At 53.3% G+C, this 17,570-nt stretch carries 11 protein-coding genes; 5 read left to right on the top strand and 6 right to left on the bottom strand.

From position 1 onward, the window contains the following. Positions 1–10 precede the first annotated feature (10 nt). The 3 genes from FD737_RS10630 to apbE form a co-directional block, all read right to left on the bottom strand. Positions 11–1,663 (bottom strand): multidrug ABC transporter permease/ATP-binding protein, encoded by a 1,653-nt coding sequence (locus FD737_RS10630; protein WP_097116594.1) that lies wholly within the window; start codon positions 1,661–1,663, stop codon positions 11–13. 85 nt (positions 1,664–1,748) lie between these two features. Next, positions 1,749–2,390, bottom strand: a complete 642-nt coding sequence (alkB, locus tag FD737_RS10625; protein ID WP_097116593.1) for a DNA oxidative demethylase AlkB — start codon at positions 2,388–2,390, stop codon at positions 1,749–1,751. 15 nt (positions 2,391–2,405) lie between these two features. Then, positions 2,406–3,443, bottom strand: coding sequence for an FAD:protein FMN transferase ApbE (gene apbE / locus FD737_RS10620; protein WP_160833467.1), 1,038 nt, complete (start codon positions 3,441–3,443; stop codon positions 2,406–2,408). A 400-nt stretch (positions 3,444–3,843) separates the two neighbouring features. On the opposite strand from apbE, the gene FD737_RS23690 reads away from it, so the two are divergent. Then, positions 3,844–3,996 carry a hypothetical protein gene (locus FD737_RS23690; RefSeq protein WP_200569216.1) on the top strand — a complete coding sequence of 51 codons (153 nt, stop codon included), beginning with the start codon at positions 3,844–3,846 and terminating at the stop codon, positions 3,994–3,996. 312 nt (positions 3,997–4,308) lie between these two features. Here FD737_RS23690 and ompC read toward each other — a convergent pair whose 3' ends face one another. Next, positions 4,309–5,409: a porin OmpC gene (ompC, locus tag FD737_RS10615; protein ID WP_160833466.1), complete on the bottom strand. Its 1,101-nt coding sequence runs from the start codon at positions 5,407–5,409 to the stop codon at positions 4,309–4,311. 910 nt (positions 5,410–6,319) lie between these two features. Between ompC and FD737_RS10610 the strand changes: the two genes are divergently transcribed. The 3 genes from FD737_RS10610 to rcsB are packed head-to-tail and all read left to right on the top strand — an operon-like array spanning position 6,320 to position 10,807. After that, positions 6,320–7,474, top strand: coding sequence for an MFS transporter (locus tag FD737_RS10610; RefSeq protein ID WP_034825009.1), 1,155 nt, complete (start codon positions 6,320–6,322; stop codon positions 7,472–7,474). Positions 7,475–7,497: 23 nt separating this feature from the next. Continuing rightward, on the top strand, positions 7,498–10,155 hold the full coding sequence (rcsD, locus tag FD737_RS10605; protein ID WP_160833504.1) for a phosphotransferase RcsD: 2,658 nt from the start codon (positions 7,498–7,500) through the stop codon (positions 10,153–10,155). A gap of 1 nt (position 10,156) precedes the next feature. Further along, on the top strand, positions 10,157–10,807 hold the full coding sequence (rcsB, locus tag FD737_RS10600; RefSeq protein WP_034825012.1) for a response regulator transcription factor RcsB: 651 nt from the start codon (positions 10,157–10,159) through the stop codon (positions 10,805–10,807). 40 nt (positions 10,808–10,847) lie between these two features. Here rcsB and rcsC read toward each other — a convergent pair whose 3' ends face one another. Together rcsC and gyrA are read right to left on the bottom strand one after the other, a co-directional pair. Continuing rightward, positions 10,848–13,700, bottom strand: a complete 2,853-nt coding sequence (rcsC, locus tag FD737_RS10595) for a two-component system sensor histidine kinase RcsC (protein ID WP_160833465.1) — start codon at positions 13,698–13,700, stop codon at positions 10,848–10,850. A 165-nt stretch (positions 13,701–13,865) separates the two neighbouring features. Next, positions 13,866–16,505, bottom strand: a complete 2,640-nt coding sequence (gyrA, locus tag FD737_RS10590) for a DNA topoisomerase (ATP-hydrolyzing) subunit A (RefSeq protein ID WP_034825018.1) — start codon at positions 16,503–16,505, stop codon at positions 13,866–13,868. A 177-nt stretch (positions 16,506–16,682) separates the two neighbouring features. Between gyrA and ubiG the strand changes: the two genes are divergently transcribed. After that, positions 16,683–17,408: a bifunctional 2-polyprenyl-6-hydroxyphenol methylase/3-demethylubiquinol 3-O-methyltransferase UbiG gene (gene ubiG, locus FD737_RS10585; protein WP_160833464.1), complete on the top strand. Its 726-nt coding sequence runs from the start codon at positions 16,683–16,685 to the stop codon at positions 17,406–17,408. Positions 17,409–17,570 lie beyond the last annotated feature (162 nt).

Here is a 17,570-nt window from a genome sequence, read left to right as displayed (position 1 = left end):
CCGGCAGATGTTAATGGCCGGTGTCGGTGCGCTTCACCGCATCCAGCGTAGCCATCTCACGTTCGTTACCGGTGAGTTCACTCAGCTGGCCTTCGCGCATCTCCAGCAAGCGGTCGGCGTGAATGAAGTAGTGATCATCATGGCTAATAGCAAACACGGTTTTGCCCGACGCCTGCAGCCAGGGCAGCAGTTCGCGGTAGAAGATACGGCGGAAATGCGGGTCCTGATCGGCAGCCCACTCATCCAGCAGCAAGATGTCGCGTTCCTCTGCCGCTGCCAGCAGCAACGCCAGTCGCTTGCTTTGCCCTTTAGAGAGCTGCAGATTCAGCACCTTATTGCCTTGCAGCTTCAGTTTATCCTGCATCTTCAGGCGTTCCAGCCACTGCTGCACCAGCCCAGGATTCGCTGGCTGACCGCCGTGACCGATCAGGCGATCAAACAAATGTACATCGGTAAACACCGCTGAGAAGTGTTTGCGGTAAGCATCGAGGTTATGCCAGTCAACCACTTTGCCATCCAGCAGCAAACTGCCCGATTGAGGCTGATAAAGCCCGGTCAGCAACATCGCCAGCGTTGACTTGCCACTGCCGTTGCCCCCAATCAGGAACACTAACTCACCGCGACGCAGCGTCAGATTAATCGGGCCAACCTGGAAACCGTGATCGCCATAATGGAAGCAGACATCGCGCAGTTCCAATGTTTGCCAGTTACTCACCTGTGGCAGCACTTTGAACTGTGCATCGTAAGGCGCGAGATCGAAGGTGTTGATTTTACGGAAGGCGACCTGCGCACTGAGCAAGGTCGGCAAGGCACCCACCGCCGCCAGTAACGGCGTGCGCAGGAACAGCAGCGTCAGTGAATAGGTGGCGGCCACCGCCGTGTTCGCCCAACCCAGACCGTTAGCCATAAAGAACACAATGCCAATCGCGCCCAGCATCATGATATTTGACCAGTTAACCGCGCTGAGATGGAAGGTATCGGCACGAACGATATGATGACGATAGCTTGTGGCGTTTTCCTGATAGACGTTGTCGTAAATCAGTTGAGCGCGCTCGCGGTTAAGCTGTAGCTCTTTGCGTCCTTCAATAATGGTCTGGAAATCACGATAGAGATCGTCTTCGATTTCACGCAGCTTCGCCATGTGTTGATAAACGCGTGACACCAGCAGCCAGCCGCCAACCAGCGTGATCACTAACCACAGCGAGGTGATCAGCAGCATTTTAGGTGACAGCCACGCCAGATAGAGCGCGGAACCCAGGGTAATAATGATGCCCTGAATCAGTTCCGGCAGGCGGACAAAGGCGATGGTGATGGCACGCACATCACTGGTGAGTCCCGCCAGCAGTTGCGCGTTACCTATCTGCTCAATGCGTTCGACGCGAGTATCGAGGATACGTTTGATGAATTCGCCGCGCAGGCGCCAGACAAAGTGATGACCAAGCTGAGTCAACGCCAGTTGCGATCCCAGCGTCACGGCCATCAGCAGAAACAGCTGCCCCAGAAAACTCGGCAGCACAGAAATCGAGGTATTTACCGCGACGATCAGCTCGTTATTGATATAGGCGATTAAGCCGATGCCGAGCGCGGCGCTTAACAGCGTAAGCAGAATGACACCAATAAAAGGCCAGCGATACTGGCGATAAACCACATGCAGCAATGCCATTAACAGATTCCGGAGGTCAACCAAGCAGCCTGCAGTTTAATGGCGCTCCGGATGATAGCAAGATTAATTCTCATTCACCGCGCCGTTAGTGGGCGCGGCGGAAAGTGAGATTAAAGCGAAAGGCGCCCGCTGCCGGGTGAATACCGGGTTTGAGCGGCAGAATGCCGTGATAACGCAAGCGTGAGGGGCCGCCCCACACCACGATATCACCGTGCTCCAGCAGCACCCGCTGCGTGGCATCACCGCGCTCAAAACCACCAAACTGGAACACCGCTGGCAGGCCTAATGACACTGAAACTATCGGCTGACGCAAGTCCCTCTCGTCCTTGTCCTGGTGCAAGGTGAGTTTGGCACCGGGTTCATAGCGGTTGATTAAGCAGGCATCCGGGTTAAAGCCGGGGAATCCCGCTTCCTGCGCAGTTTGTTGCGCCAGCGTGCGAAACAGCGCAGGCATCGGCGGCCATTTGTGCCCACTGGCATTATCCTGCTCCGTGTATTGGTAGCCGCGCGAATCCGTTGACCAGCCTAAGTCGCCACAGTTGGTCATCGCCACCGACATGCGATGCCCGCCCGGCGTGATGCGGTGAGCAAAGGGATTTTGCCCGGCAATCTCCTGTATCGCCGCCAGCAATGCGTCCGCTTCATCGCGCGCGCGGCGCCGTAAAATCACCGCGCCTTCCGCTAACGGTTCCTGCCAGGGTGCTTCTTCACTAAACAGATCCAACATCTGCGCCTCCTGCCGTTATTTGCTTTCCTGATCGATCAGGAAGTATTTGAACTGGGGTGACATCCAGTGCGTAAAGCCGTCACCCTGCTTGCTGATCAGATAAACCGCCAAATGTTCCTTGATTGCCAACGCTTGTGCCCGTTCGCTGCCCAGCACCATCAACCCGGTATCCCAGCCATCGGCTTCCAGCGCGGTAGTCGCAATCACGGTGGCCGACACCAGTTTATGTTCGATGGGGCGTCCGGTCGCGGGATCGATCACGTGCGAAATGCGTTTGCCGTCCAGTTCATAATAGTTGCGATAGCTGCCTGAGGTGCTGATTCCGTGCCCCTGTAAGTCAACGCGCGCTTCGACGGCGTTTTCACGATCGGTGGGTTTCTGGATCGCCACACGCCAGGGTTGATTGCTGGCATTCTGCCCACGGGTTAGTACTGCGCCCCCCACCGACACCAGATAGTCGGTAATGCCCTGCTGCTCCATCAATCGTGCCAGATGATCGGTGGCATATCCCTCCCCCATGGTCGAAAGATCGACATCCAGCGCGGGCAGATCTTTCTGCAACCACTGCCCCTCCACGCTCTGGATCACATGCAAATGTTGTAAGCCGGTTTGCGCTTTCGCTGCGTCAATCTGCGCCTGGCTCGGGGTGTGCGCAGGCTGTTTCGTGGGCCCGAACCCCCACAAATTGACCAGCGGGCCGACGGTGATATCCATCGCACCCTCGGTTTTATGACCGATGCGCAGGGCTTCAACCACGATATCCGCCATATCTGCGCTCACCGGCTGCGGCTGATCACCCTGATACTGGTTGAAGCGCGACAAAACTGAATCCTGCTTCCAGGTGGAGAGTTCATGATCATCACGATCAAGCTGCTGCTGAATAGCCTGCTGCAAAGCGGCCTGCCGTTGGGGATCGACGCCCGCCAGGCTGACGCGCCACTGGGTGCCCATGGTTTTCCCTTCCAGCACCAGTGCGCTACGGGAGGCCTGCTGGTCGCAGCCGAACAACGCGCTGGTCATAACACCAATTAGCAGAATATTCTTAATACTCATCACTTCCTCATCTGTAACTCATTAATTCATCCTGTTTCAAAGCATAAACCGCTTGTAAAACAGGCTAAAGCTGCTTGATGTTCATACCTGACTTGCACAGGATTGAGCGTTCAAGCCCCCCAACCGCACAGGAGCGACAGATGATTTTTATGATTCTCGCTGTATCCGCCGTTCTGTTCATCTTCGGGACTTTCCGCTGCTGGCAACACTATCGCCATCGCCTGATTCAGCATTACCCCTCGCGCAAACGTTAAATTTTTGCACCATGGATTAATGATATGCACCGCTTCAGCGCTGCCGGAGTGTAGCAAATCAGATTGAGGCCGCGTGGCGCTGAGAGCGGTGACCTGGCATGAATTCTGCACCGTTGAGACTGAGTTGAACATCAGCGAGGTGCAAAATGAATAAGACAAAAACCCAACAAACCTGGCAACACTGGTTGCGCTTCTCCGCGTTTACGCTGGCAGGCGTCGCAATGGAAGGCAGCACACCCACGCCCCATACGTCGGTAGTGCCCGCGCCAAAAGCCAAAAAATGGCGCCCTGTATCGTAATCTCATTACTCCGCTCGCCCAGGCCCGGATAGTCATCCGGGCGTCTTCCTGCCTTACAGTGAAACAGAGACTCTTCTGCCGCTATCGGTCAGCCGTTAAAAAAGAAAATCCCTGAGAAGTTGCCAGCATAAAGGCAGTTTAAGGCTGCACAGATGATGTTGCTGGTCGACGGTGCCATTGTGCGAATACAGAGGAGGAAACAGGCAAAGGAGATCGTGGAGGTATGACTAAGTGCGTTAATGCAACAGATGCAGTAGCGGCGACCCGAAGCCCGCCGAGGGCGCACCATGGCGCGCCCTACCAAGCTGCAACTTAGAACTGGTAAACCAGGCCCAGTGCCACAATGTCGTCGGTGTTGATACCGGCCGCATTGGTGAAGTTGTTGTCGTCCAGCATGTTGATCTGGTAATCAACATAGGTCGACATATTTTTGTTGAAGTAGTAAGTCGCACCCACATCAACATATTTTTTCAGGTTCTGATCGCCGTAGTTCTGCACGTTGCCGCGAGAAGAAACGAACGCAAGGGATGGGCGCAGACCGAAGTCGAACTGGTACTGTGCCACCAATTCCCAGTTATCCGCAGTATCCGCGTAACCGTAAGAAGTTGCGCTGCTGGAACCGAAACGCGTTGCGTTGTACGAACGGGTGTACATCGCGGCCAGATACACGTTGTTGGCGTCATATTTCAGGCCACCGGTGTAAGCAGAAGCTTTATCACCACGACCCAGGATAGCGCCGGTGTTCTGGTTATTAGTACGGTCAGACTGGAACATCGCTGCACCGATACCGAAACCGGATCCGATGTCATAAGTGGTGCTCAGGCCGTAACCATCACCGTTCTCACCCAGCACATCACGGCCGCTAGAGGATTCAGTTGGGTTGTCATTTTTGCCCTGATACTGGACTGCAAAGTTCCAGCCATCCACCAGGCCAAAGAAGTTGGTGTTGCGGTAGGTCGCCATGCCGTTACCGCGCTGGAACATGTAGTTGTCCGCGCCGTAGGTATCGCCACCGAACTCTGGCAATACGTCAGTCCAGCCCGAAACATCATAGATCACGCCATAGTTACGACCGTAGTCGAATGAACCGGCATCACCGAATTTCAGCCCCGCAAAACCGACACGCGTAAAGCTGTTGGCGGTGCCTTCGTTTTCAGAGGTGTTAAGGGCAGCCTGGTATTCCCACTGGCCGTAACCGGTCAGTTGGTCTGTGACCTGAGTTTCACCTTTGAAACCGAAACGCAGGTAAGACTGATCACCGTCTGAACCTGAGTTGTCGGAGAAATAGTGCAGACCATCGACTTTACCGTAGAGGTCTAATTTGTTGCCATCTTTGTTGTAAATTTCAGCTGCGCTTGCTGAACCTGCAACCAGCAATGCAGGGATCATCAGGGAGAGAACGCGACGTTTCATTTTATTACCCTCTTTAATGTGCCTTTATTTATGCCACTGCAAACTGAACGATTAAAAATTCAGCCGGCAAGCCATTGTTATTTTATACGGGGCAATAATCTATCACGAAAATGATACTAAATTTCCAAAAGTGTTTCATTGTATTTAATAGTTATTTCCAAATGTAAACATCGTGGAACTAATAATCAGCACGGATCAACAAAGAATACAGCACATATTGGTAATCGATTATTTATACATTTAATAACAACAACTTAAATTGACACGCCCTGCCGCACTGAATGATAAAACTAAAGTCACTTCAGCGCATACAATTACTCCCGCTATCATCATTTATTTCATTATTCCCTTCATTCACCCCGAATGAGTTGTTTTACCCTAATTCCCGCCGGACATGTTTGTCCGGCATTTTTTTTGCCAAAATCACTCATCCCCGCGTAATTTTAAGTAAAGTTAGTTGATTGAGTTAAATTAACACAATCTCTCGGGCGCATTATTAGCTATTTTTCGCACTTTTTGTTCAATCGATAGCCATCATTCTGCAATGTTAATTTCTGTGCGTAATGAAGAATACTGGAATATGCTCTGGCCCAGACTCTCTCCTATTAGCCTACATGAGTCTCCTCTTATTCAATTGGTTAAGGCAAAGTGCAGCGCTGATTTATTACCGATGATGATTTTATATTCGTCCTTTTCCATCATGAAATTTCAATTTGCGATCGATTGATCGCGGCAGGAAGGCCGTGAAAGTGCCAGGAAAGTTCTGGAAAAGCGTCACGCCACGCCAAAACTCGGTAATATGCCTGTTTCTGGCGCTCATCTTTTCTGAACTCATCGGTTCTGAACTGCGGTGAGACGTCAGCTTTAATGCTAAACTTCGTCGCTTTGACGGCTATTGAAAAAGACTTTTATGACAGCACTGGACGCCGCACAGCACAATCATTTGCATCAGCGTGTCAACATGGGTACACGCATCGTCTTTCTGATCGCCGGACTTTGCATGTCGGCATGGGCGCCACTGGTTCCCTTTGCCAGCCAGCGTCTGGCACTGAGCGGCGCATCGTTAGGTGGGCTGCTGCTGTGCCTCGGTGTGGGATCGCTCGCAGCGATGCCGATTACCGGTGCGCTGATTGCCCGCGTGGGCGGCCGTCGGGTGATGTTATGTTCCACGTTAGTGGTGCTGGCGATCCTGCCACTGCTCACTCTGCTAAATGTGATGTGGTTGATGGCTGCGGCACTGATGATCTTCGGTGCCGGGTTAGGCATGCTGGATGTCGCCATGAATGTGCAGGCCGTTGAAGTGGAGAAAGCAGCACGCAAGCCGATGATGTCGGGTTTCCATGGTTTCTTCAGCCTGGGCGGGATTATTGGTGCCGGTAGCGTCAGTTTATTGCTGGCCAGTGGTCTCTCGCCCCTGCATGCTGTCGCGGTGGTGATGGTGTTAATCGTGGTGCTGCTGGTGATCAGCCTGCCAACGTTAATGACTGAACGGTTGCATCAGCCCGATCAACCCTGGCTGGTGATCCCACGCGGTTGGGTCGCTTTCCTGGGGTTACTGTGCTTCATTCTGTTTTTGGCAGAAGGCGCGGTGCTTGACTGGAGCGCACTGCTGTTACTGCAAAACACAGAGATGGACGTAGCACATGCGGGATTGGGCTATGCCATCTTCTCCGTGGCGATGACAATTGGCCGTCTCACCGGTGATAAAGTCATTCAACGTTTTGGTCGCTATCCCGTCATGGTCACGGGTGCGTTAGCCGCTGCAGCGGGTATGACGCTGGCGGTGTTACTGCCGTGGCCACAGGTTGCACTGCTGGCTTTCCTGCTGGTGGGATTCGGCTTAGCCAACACCGTGCCAATGCTGTTTAATGCGGCCGGGAATCAACACGATATGCCGTCGAATCTGGCGATTTCTGCCATGACAACATTAGGCTATGCAGGTATTCTTTCAGGTCCGGCTCTAATCGGATTTATTTCCCAGTGGCTCAGTTTGAGTGGCGCATTTTTATTGATCGCCCTGCTGCTGCTGGCCGTTGCCGCCAGTGCTCGCCTGGTGGCGCGCTAATCGCAGGATCCTGAGACACTATGCTGCCTTATAAATTTCCGCTGACCTCGGGTAACGTCACCCGTTTCTTCGTGGTGTTCAACCTGGTGCTGTTTCTGGCCCTGGGAGCTATGGTGCACAACAGTGTTAACGCCTGGCTTACTGAGAAGCGTTACGCGATGACCGATTTAGCGCGTGCCGTACAAAAACGCATCGACGCTTCGCGTTTCGCGACCTGGCAGATTTATGAAAATCTCGCCACCAGTGCGGCCGGATCTGCACCCAACACCAATCTTCTGGAAACCCGCCTGCGCCCGGATGTTTACTACCTGGAAAAGACGCGCCGTAAAACGGAGGCGCTGATCTTTGGCTCCCACGACAGCAGCACGCTGGATATGACGATGCGCATGTCCAACTACCTCGATACGCTGTGGGGCGCAGAGAATCCCACCTGGTCGATGTATTTCCTCAATGGCCAGGACAACAGCCTGATCATGATCTCGACGCTGCCATTAAAAGATATGGCAACGCGTTATAAAGATAGCGCCATCAATACGCTGGTCGACAGCCGCCGTGCCGAGATGCTGCAACAGGCCAATGCGCTGGACGAACGTGAAAGCTTCTCACCGCTGCGCCATTTCGCCTGGCAGAACGATCACTACTTTACCCTGCGCACCACCTTCAACCAGCCTGGTCACCTCGCCACGGTGGTCGCTTTTGATCTGCCGATCAACGATTTGATCCCGCACAGCATGCCGCTGGAAAATTTCCAGTTGATTCAGGATGCCACGCAATCTTCCAGCACCAGCAGCGACGATGCCACTAGCGAAACGACATCTGTTTCACTGGCGAATCCTAATCTCGTCATTGCGGCGTCACTGCCCAGCACTTCGTTACAGTTAGTATATCGCGTGCCGCTCACCAGCCTCGCTTTGGATACCCTGCATAATCTGATGTGGCCGCTGTTGATCAATCTGGTGCTGTTACTGCTCTCGATTGCCGGCATTACTTTATTGCGTCAGCAGTCATTGCGCCCGAACGAGAACCAAAGCGCCGAGTTAGATTCGCTGCGCATGCTGAATGAAGAGATTGTTGCGAGCCTGCCGGTGGGTTTGCTGGTGTATGACTTCGCTACCAATCGCACGCTGTTGAGCAACAAGATTGCTGAGCATCTGTTACCCCATCTGAACCTGCAGAAAATCATCAATATGTCCGATCAGCATCAGGGCGTGCTGCAGGCCACCATCAACAACGAGGTGTACGAGATCCGCCACGCCCGTAGCGTGCTGTCACCGCATACTCAGCTGTTTATGATGCGCGATCAGGACCGTGAATTGCTGGTGAATAAAAAACTGCAGAAGGCACAGCAGGTGTTGGATCGTAATCATCAGATGCGTCAGCAGCTGATGCAAAATCTCGGTCACGCCCTCAACCGTCCGCTGGAGAGTATGGTGGCGCAACTGGTGCAACTCAGCCAGCGTGATGAAGACGAAAGCGTGCTGGATTTGCTTGATGAAAGTCAGGGCCTGTCTCGTTTGGTCGATGACATTGTATTGCTGAACCGCCTGGAAGCACACGACTGGTCGCCGGATGCTAGCGTGTTCAATTTGCAGGAGTTGCTGGATGACATCGCGCTGGAGAGCCTACCGCTGATGCGCCGTAAAGGGTTGGCGCTGGTGGTCAACAACCATCTGGCCAACGACGAGATGCGCTTTGGCGATCGCCGTGCACTGCGCAAAGTCCTGACCACCCTGATGCACTATGCGCTCACCACCACGCAGTGGGGCAAAATTACGCTGGAGATTAAGGCCAGCGAGAACAAACCTAACTCAGTGCTGCTGCAACTGGTGGATACCGGCTCAGGCCTGAGTGTCGATGAGCTGGCCAATGTTGATTTCCCGTATCTGGGCGAAACCACCCAGGATCGTTACGGTCAGGCCTCTGGCATGGCATTTTTCCTCTGCAAGCAGCTGTGCAAGCAAATGGGTGGCCAGCTGGAGATCATCGCCAAACCCGATATCGGCACACGCTATAATATTCAACTGCCCCTCGCGCTGGAACTACAAGGCGAGCAGGAAGAGAAGCTGCTGGAAGGTGTAACCGCACTGGTCGATATCGCCGTCGAGGATGTGCACAAAATTGTTTGCCGCCAGTTAGAAAACTGGGGAGCGAATTGCCTGACCTCTGACGAACGTTTATCCGGTCAGGATCATGATGTGCTGATCACTGACGATCCCGCCCGCCTCAATGGCTGGGCTCTGCTATTAGCCGGTGACGAAATGGGTCACCACGCATTGAACGATCAGCAATACCGGGTCAATTTCAATCTCAGCAATGCGCTGCTTGACGCACTGCTGGCACTGATTGAAAAGCAAATGGCTCACGATTTGATGGAGGAAAGTAGTGAAGATGAGGCTGCCACGCCGCTGTTGAGCGGAGGCTATTTCCAGCTGTTTACCGAGACAGTACCGCCTGATGTGAAGAGACTGTATACTGAGGCAGCGGAGAAGGATTATCCCTCGCTTGCTCAGACTGCACATCGCCTGAAAGGCGTGTTCGCCATGCTAAATCTGGTTCCAGGTAAACAGCTTTGTGAAGAGTTAGAAAATCACATAAAACTATGTGAAGATTTAACCATTATAAATACCACCAGTGAAATTGACGCATACGTCAACCAACTGCTGCAGCAAGGTAACCCATAAGATGAATAACCTGAATGTAATTATTGCCGATGACCATCCGATTGTTCTGTTCGGTATCCGTAAGTCTCTGGAACAGATCGAATGGGTCAACGTTGTAGGTGAGTTTGAAGACTCAACAGCACTGATTAACAGCTTGTCCAAACTGGATGCTAACGTTCTGATTACCGATCTCTCTATGCCAGGCGAGAAATACGGTGATGGCATCACACTGATTAAGTACATCAAACGTCACTATCCGGATCTCTCAATTATCGTTTTGACCATGAACAATAACCCAGCGATCCTGAGCGCCGTATTGGATCTGGATATCGAAGGGATTGTACTGAAGCAAGGTGCACCGACCGATCTGCCAAAAGCGCTGGCAGCCCTGCAGAAAGGCAAAAAATATACGCCTGAAAGCGTGGCGAAACTGCTGGAGAAAATCAGTGCTGGCGGTTACGGAGACAAACGTCTGTCGCCGAAAGAGAGTGAAGTTCTGCGCCTGTTTGCCGAAGGTTTCCTGGTAACGGAAATCGCTAAAAAACTGAACCGCAGTATCAAAACCATCAGTAGCCAGAAGAAATCGGCGATGATGAAGCTCGGGGTGGAAAATGATATCGCCCTGCTGAATTACCTCTCTTCCGTGAGCGCGACTCAGGTTGAAAGAGATTAAGATTTAAAAAGGCGCACTTCGGTGCGCCTGTTCTTCTGTACTACCCTTTCCTGCTTTTTCTTACCCGCTCGGCATAGATTGCCAACGTCGATTTCAACACATCAAGCGTAACAGGCTTGGATAGGCAATTATCCATCCCGGCATCCATACAGCGCTGCTTCTCTTCTGCCAACGCATTGGCCGTCACCCCAATCACCGGGAAGGCATGGCCCAACTGACGCAGGCGCTGCGTCAGGCGATAACCATCCATATTCGGCATATTGACGTCACTCAGCACAATATCAATGTGATTACGGCTTAGCACATTCAGCGCATCGACCCCATCCTGTGCAGTTTTGGTTTGATAGCCCAGTGTGCCGAGTTGCTCGGAGAGCAACATACGGTTAATCGGGTGATCATCAACAATCAGTACCATAATGTCATCGTAACGGTTGGCCTCTTGCGGTGCGGCCAACTGCAACGGCGTGCTGGTTTCGCTATCAATATTGAGGCGATAGATGCGGCCAAGTAATGAAGGCAGATCGTGCAGCATCGCACTGCTCTGCACCCACTGACCCGGCGCGGTTTCCTGCGGCATGTCGATGTGCTGACCGCAGATGTGAATCTGCGCGCGCACGGCCTGTGACACCGTATCCTGATGGTCGCTAATAATCACATCGTCGCTACCGGCATTACCCTGATAATGCGCGATCGCAATACCCTGTTGCTGCAACAGACGCAGCAGGAAGACCGCGAGATAATCATTTCTCATATCCAGCCAGATGGCTTTTTCCTGCAAACCATCCAGAAGCGGCGGCGCAGGCTGTTGTCCAGCGTAAATGGGGATACGGATGATAAACTGGCTACCCATGCCCGGCTCAGAGTCGACCTCAATATCACCGTCCATCATGTTGATCAGCTTTTCACAGATTGCCAGACCCAGCCCGGTGCCCTGGAAGTTGCGCTGCACGCCAGAGCCCACCTGGAAGAAGGGATCGAACAGACGCGTCACTTCTTTCGCTGGAATACCGACGCCGGTATCGCGCACGCGGAAGGCTAAATACCCATCTTTGACATAAGCATGCAGAATAATGCAGCCGGTATGGGTGAACTTGATCGCGTTATTCAGCAGGTTAGAAATGACCTGCTGCAGACGCATTGGATCGCCATCCATCGTCAGCGGCACATCATTTTCGATCATCACATATAACGTTAGACGTTTACGCACCACCAGCGACAGATAGTTGCTGGCGATGTGATTGACCACCTCACGCGGCGAGAACGGGCGCGGCTCAATCTTCAGCTGCTCCGACTCAATTTTCGAGAAGTCGAGAATATCACTGATGATTTTCAACAGCAGGCTCGATGAGTTGTTCATCGCCGTCACCAGCGATTCCACACCTTTTGGCAACGACTTGGTTTGCAGCAGGTCGAGGTTACCGATGATGCCGTACAGCGGGGTGCGCAGTTCGTGACTGACGGTGGCAAGGAACATGGATTTGGACTGGCTGGCCTGCTCTGCCGCATGCGCCATCTCCTGCAACGACTGCTCCATGCGCACACGCGCTGAAACGTCCACCAGCACGCAAATTGCGACGTTTTCATTGCGATAGCGTGAATGCACAAAGCTGATTTGCAGGTTGGTATTGGTACCGGTGAGCACATCGACAAAGTTGACCTGCTGGCCCCCGATGATCTCATTGAGGCGCTGACGATCTTCCTGCGTTAGCAGCGTCAGATAGTTGTGAGCCAGTTCGTTACTCAGAATATTGGTGCCGTCGCTGGTGCGCAAAATACAGATGCCGACCGGCGCCGAAGCGACAATTTTGCGGTTGAACTGCTCGTGCTCTTCCAGCCGATGTGCGTTATCTTCCGCTGGCAGGAACATACGGCGTTCGAATATCCATGCCAGCGTGAACAGGATCAATGCGCTGAAGATATTCAGCAACAGCGCGTTAATCAGCATCAGCTTGAGCTGATCCACCAGCACGTCAGTAGAGAGTGACCACACCACGTTAAGATTGGACGGCGGCAGCGGTTTCTTCAGGACTAACTGGCGATAGCTATCAAGATAACCAAACCAGATGCTGTCATCCGGCAGATCGTCAAAAGAGTAGCCGGGGCCACCGCGACGCGAACTCAGCAACGCACGGTAGTTCTCATCAGTAATGGTGGCAACCAGCGGCAAGCCGCCCGGCTGAATAAACTCATCAAGACGGATATTTTGTTCCACGCCCAGCAACGCCTGTAGCTTGTTGGCCACATACACCGGCATCACCATGTAGAAATTACCGACACCAGGCTGGCTGCTCGGCGTAATCCAGTACATCGGATTACGCCGCTCTTCTTCATTGCCGCTGCGATAGTGCAGCACCCGCTCGCGCAGGGCTTTTAGGCTGCGTTCACGATCGACTGAATTGTTGTTACCAATGGCGAAATCGGCCAGACACTGATTTTCACCCCCAATAAAGAACACCCGGTTGAGTTCGTAAGCGGAGGTGAAGTTACTTTTCCAGTAGTTGATGAAGTAACCCAGCGAATCGAGCGAGTTACGCCAGGTGTTACTCATTGAAGTGCAATCACCATCAGAAAACAGCGGCGTGAACTGTGGCAAGGTACTTTTACCGGCAGGCAGGCCATTCAGCACGTCCAAACCGTTGCTACTGTTACTTAAGCGGTTTTCGGTGATGTATTTCAGTTCACGCATGACGTCGGCCGAGTGGCGTACATACCATTCCGCCTGGCCATAATTGGTGTCAAATTCCTGGCGAACCGCGTTCTCTTTTTCGTGCAGTACGTTGATGATGAAGAAGGTGGTCAGCAACGCACCCAACGTCCAAAGCAGCAGCGCCAGCGCACGGAACAGATAGCGCGAGATGCGAAGCGTAGTGCGAAAGGAGACGAGATATTTCAAAAGAGACTCACTGGAGGTAAGGGGTTGTCAGGAAGTTGAAAAACCCTCATACACTAGCTTTATCGGCCCGAAAAAGCCAGTTGGTGCGCGACTTTGGGAGTAAAACTCAGATAAAAAACGGCAGGTCGGTTGCCCTAACCTGCCGCTGTTGTTCACCGCTGCGGATTACTCTTCTTCATCCGCTTCAGGTGCGTCGTCGTCGTTGTCCACTTCCGGCGCGATATCGTCTTCGCCTTCCGCGACGCTGCCGTCGATGGCGTCGAGTTCTTCTTCTTCCACCGGCTCAGCGACACGTTGCAGACCCACCACGTTTTCGTCTTCCGCGGTACGAATCAGAATCACGCCCTGGGTGTTACGGCCGACCACACTGACTTCCGATACGCGTGTACGCACCAGCGTACCGGCATCGGTAATCATCATGATCTGATCGCCATCCACCACCTGCACCGCACCGATGACCGGTCCGTTACGTTCGGTGACTTTAATCGAGATCACACCCTGAGTTGCACGCGATTTGGTTGGGTATTCGCTATTCGCTGTACGTTTACCGTAACCATTTTGCGTCACAGTGAGGATGGCACCCTCTTCACGTGGCACGATCAGTGAAACCACTTTATCGCTTTCAGCCAGCTTGATACCACGAACACCAGAGGCCGAACGGCCCATGGCGCGAACCGCAGTCTCAGAGAAGCGCACCACTTTACCCGCAGCAGAGAACAGCATGGCCTCATCGCTACCGTTGGTCAGTGCAACACCGATCAATTCATCATCTTCACGCAGGTTGATGGCGATAATACCGGCGCTACGTGGACGGCTGAATTCCTGCAGGGCAGTTTTCTTCACGGTACCGTCAGCGGTCGCCATAAAGATATTGAAGCCTTCGGTGTATTCACGCACCGGCAGAATGGCGGTGATACGTTCGTTGGCTTCCAGCGGCAGCAGGTTAACAATTGGGCGACCACGTGCGCCACGGCTCGCTTCTGGCAGCTGGTAAACTTTCATCCAGTAGAGACGGCCACGGCTGGAGAAGCACAGAATGGTATCATGGGTGTTGGCTACCAGCAGACGATCAATAAAGTCTTCTTCTTTAATACGTGCTGCGGATTTGCCTTTGCCACCACGACGCTGCGCTTCATAGTCAGTCAGCGGCTGATATTTGACATAACCCTGATGCGACAGCGTGACCACCACGTCTTCCTGATTAATCAGATCTTCAATGTTGATGTCGGCGCTGTTGGCGGTAATTTCAGTACGACGTTCATCACCAAACTGGTCACGCATTGCCACCAGCTCTTCGCGGATGACTTCCATCAGACGCTCGGCGCTCTGCAGGATGTGGATCAGTTCTGCGATCTGGTCCAGCAGCTCTTTGTATTCGTCGAGCAGCTTTTCGTGCTCAAGGCCGGTCAGTTTCTGCAGACGCAGATCCAGAATTGCCTGAGCTTGCTGTTCAGTTAGGTAGTACTGACCGTCACGAATACCGAACTGCGCTTCCAGCCATTCTGGACGTGCTGCGTCATCGCCCGCACGCTCCAGCATGGTGGCTACGTTGCCCAGATCCCATGGCTGTGCCAACAGGCCCGCTTTCGCTTCAGCTGGCGTTGGTGCGCGACGAATCAGTTCGATAATCGGATCGATGTTGGCCAGCGCAATGGCCAGACCTTCAAGGATGTGTGCACGGTCACGCGCTTTGCGCAGTTCGAAAATGGTACGGCGCGTCACCACTTCACGGCGGTGGCGCACGAAGGCTTCAATGATGCCTTTCAGCGTCATGATCTTCGGCTGGCCCTGATGGAGTGCCACCATGTTGATGCCGAAGGAGACTTGCAGTTGCGTCAGGGAATAGAGGTTGTTGAGCACCACTTCACCGACCGCATCGCGTTTGATCTCAATAACGATACGCATACCGTCTTTATCGGATTCATCACGCAGGCCGCTAATGCCTTCCACACGCTTCTCTTTCACCAGCTCGGCAATTTTCTCGATCAGGCGCGCTTTGTTTACCTGATACGGGATTTCATTGACGATGATGGTTTCGCGGCCGGTTTTTGCGTCGGTTTCAATCTCACCGCGTGCGCGGATATAAATCTTACCGCGACCGGTGCGATAGGCTTCTTCGATACCACGACGACCGTTGATGAACGCCGCAGTCGGGAAGTCAGGACCGGTGATGTGTTCCATCAGGCCTTCAACAGTGATGTCTTCGTCTTCGATAAAGGCGAGGCAGCCGTTGATCACTTCCGTCAGGTTATGCGGTGGAATGTTGGTCGCCATACCTACGGCGATACCGGACGAGCCGTTCACCAGCAGGTTAGGAATTTTGGTCGGCAGCACTTCAGGAATCTGCTCGGTGCCATCATAGTTCGGCACAAAATCGACGGTCTCTTTTTCGAGGTCCGCCAGCAGTTCAGAAGAGATCTTCGCCATACGCACTTCGGTATAACGCATCGCTGCGGCGGAGTCGCCATCAACGGAACCGAAGTTACCCTGACCATCTACCAGCATGTAGCGCAGGGAGAACGGCTGGGCCATACGAACGATACTTTCGTATACCGCGGAATCACCGTGTGGGTGATATTTACCGATCACGTCACCGACCACACGGGCCGATTTCTTATAAGCTTTGTTCCAGTCGTTACCCAGTTCGCTCATGGCAAAAAGCACACGGCGGTGCACCGGCTTCAAGCCATCACGCACATCGGGTAAAGCTCGGCCAACGATGACCGACATGGCGTAATCGAGGTAAGAGTTTTTTAACTCTTCTTCGATATTGACCGGTGTAATTTCTCTCGCAAGGTCGCTCATGGAGCCGCTATCCCTCTACATAATGCCGGTTTTTAATGGTGCGAAAGTATATCACAGTGGTTGCCCTCGGTGAACGTAAAGCAGGGTTTAATGCCGCTTTTCCTTGCAGGTGAGAGATGCGCTAGCAAGAGTTAAGCGTTTATACTGAGGGAATATTTTGTCAGGAGTCGTGATTCAATGAGTGAACAACCGCAGGAAAGCCGCCAAAACGTCGACCACGCTGAGATTGCCAAGTTTGAAGCGGTCGCATCGCGCTGGTGGGATTTAGAGGGTGAGTTTAAGCCGTTACACCGCATCAATCCCCTGCGTCTTGGCTGGATTGCCCAACACAGCAATGGTTTGTTTGGTAAGAAGGTGCTGGATGTCGGCTGCGGCGGCGGTATTTTAGCGGAGAGCATGGCGCGTGAAGGAGCCAACGTGACCGGGTTGGATATGGGTGCGGAGCCGCTGGAAGTAGCACGGTTGCATGCGCTGGAGAGCGGTGTGAGCATGAACTATGTGCAGCAGACAGTGGAAGACCATGCGATTAGCCATGCGGGGGCCTATGACGTGGTGACTTGCATGGAGATGCTGGAGCACGTACCGGATCCGCGTTCTGTGGTGCTGGCATGTGCGCAGTTGGTAAAGCCGGGCGGCGAAGTGTTCTTCTCGACCATTAACCGTAATCCCAAGGCGTGGTTGCTGGCGGTGTTTGGTGCCGAATATGTGATGCGCATGGTGCCGCGCGGCACACATGACGTGAAGAAGTTTATCCGTCCGGCGGAGTTGCTGAATTGGGTTGATGAGACGCCATTGCGTGAGAGAGGCATGATCGGCCTGCACTACAATCCGCTGACCAATCAGTTCCGGTTGGGACGTGGCGTGGATGTGAACTATATGGTGCATACACATCGTCAGGATTGAGTGGTTGCTGTGGGGACGGTGCGTGGTTGCTGTGGGAACCGTGCGTCGGCCAGTAAAGCCCCGCCCGATCGCAAAGGAAACACGCATCCATGCAGATCGGCCGTCGCATCCCTGCGGCGGACGCTTTGCTCTTCGGGCGGGGCTTTACTGGCCCTGAACGTT

It is taken from the genome of Pantoea sp. Seng, from assembly GCF_009829935.1.
GTDB classification, from domain to species: domain Bacteria; phylum Pseudomonadota; class Gammaproteobacteria; order Enterobacterales; family Enterobacteriaceae; genus Pantoea; species Pantoea communis.
The sequence above is the reverse complement of the archived record's forward strand: the minus strand, read 5'-3'. Positions and strand labels throughout refer to the sequence as shown.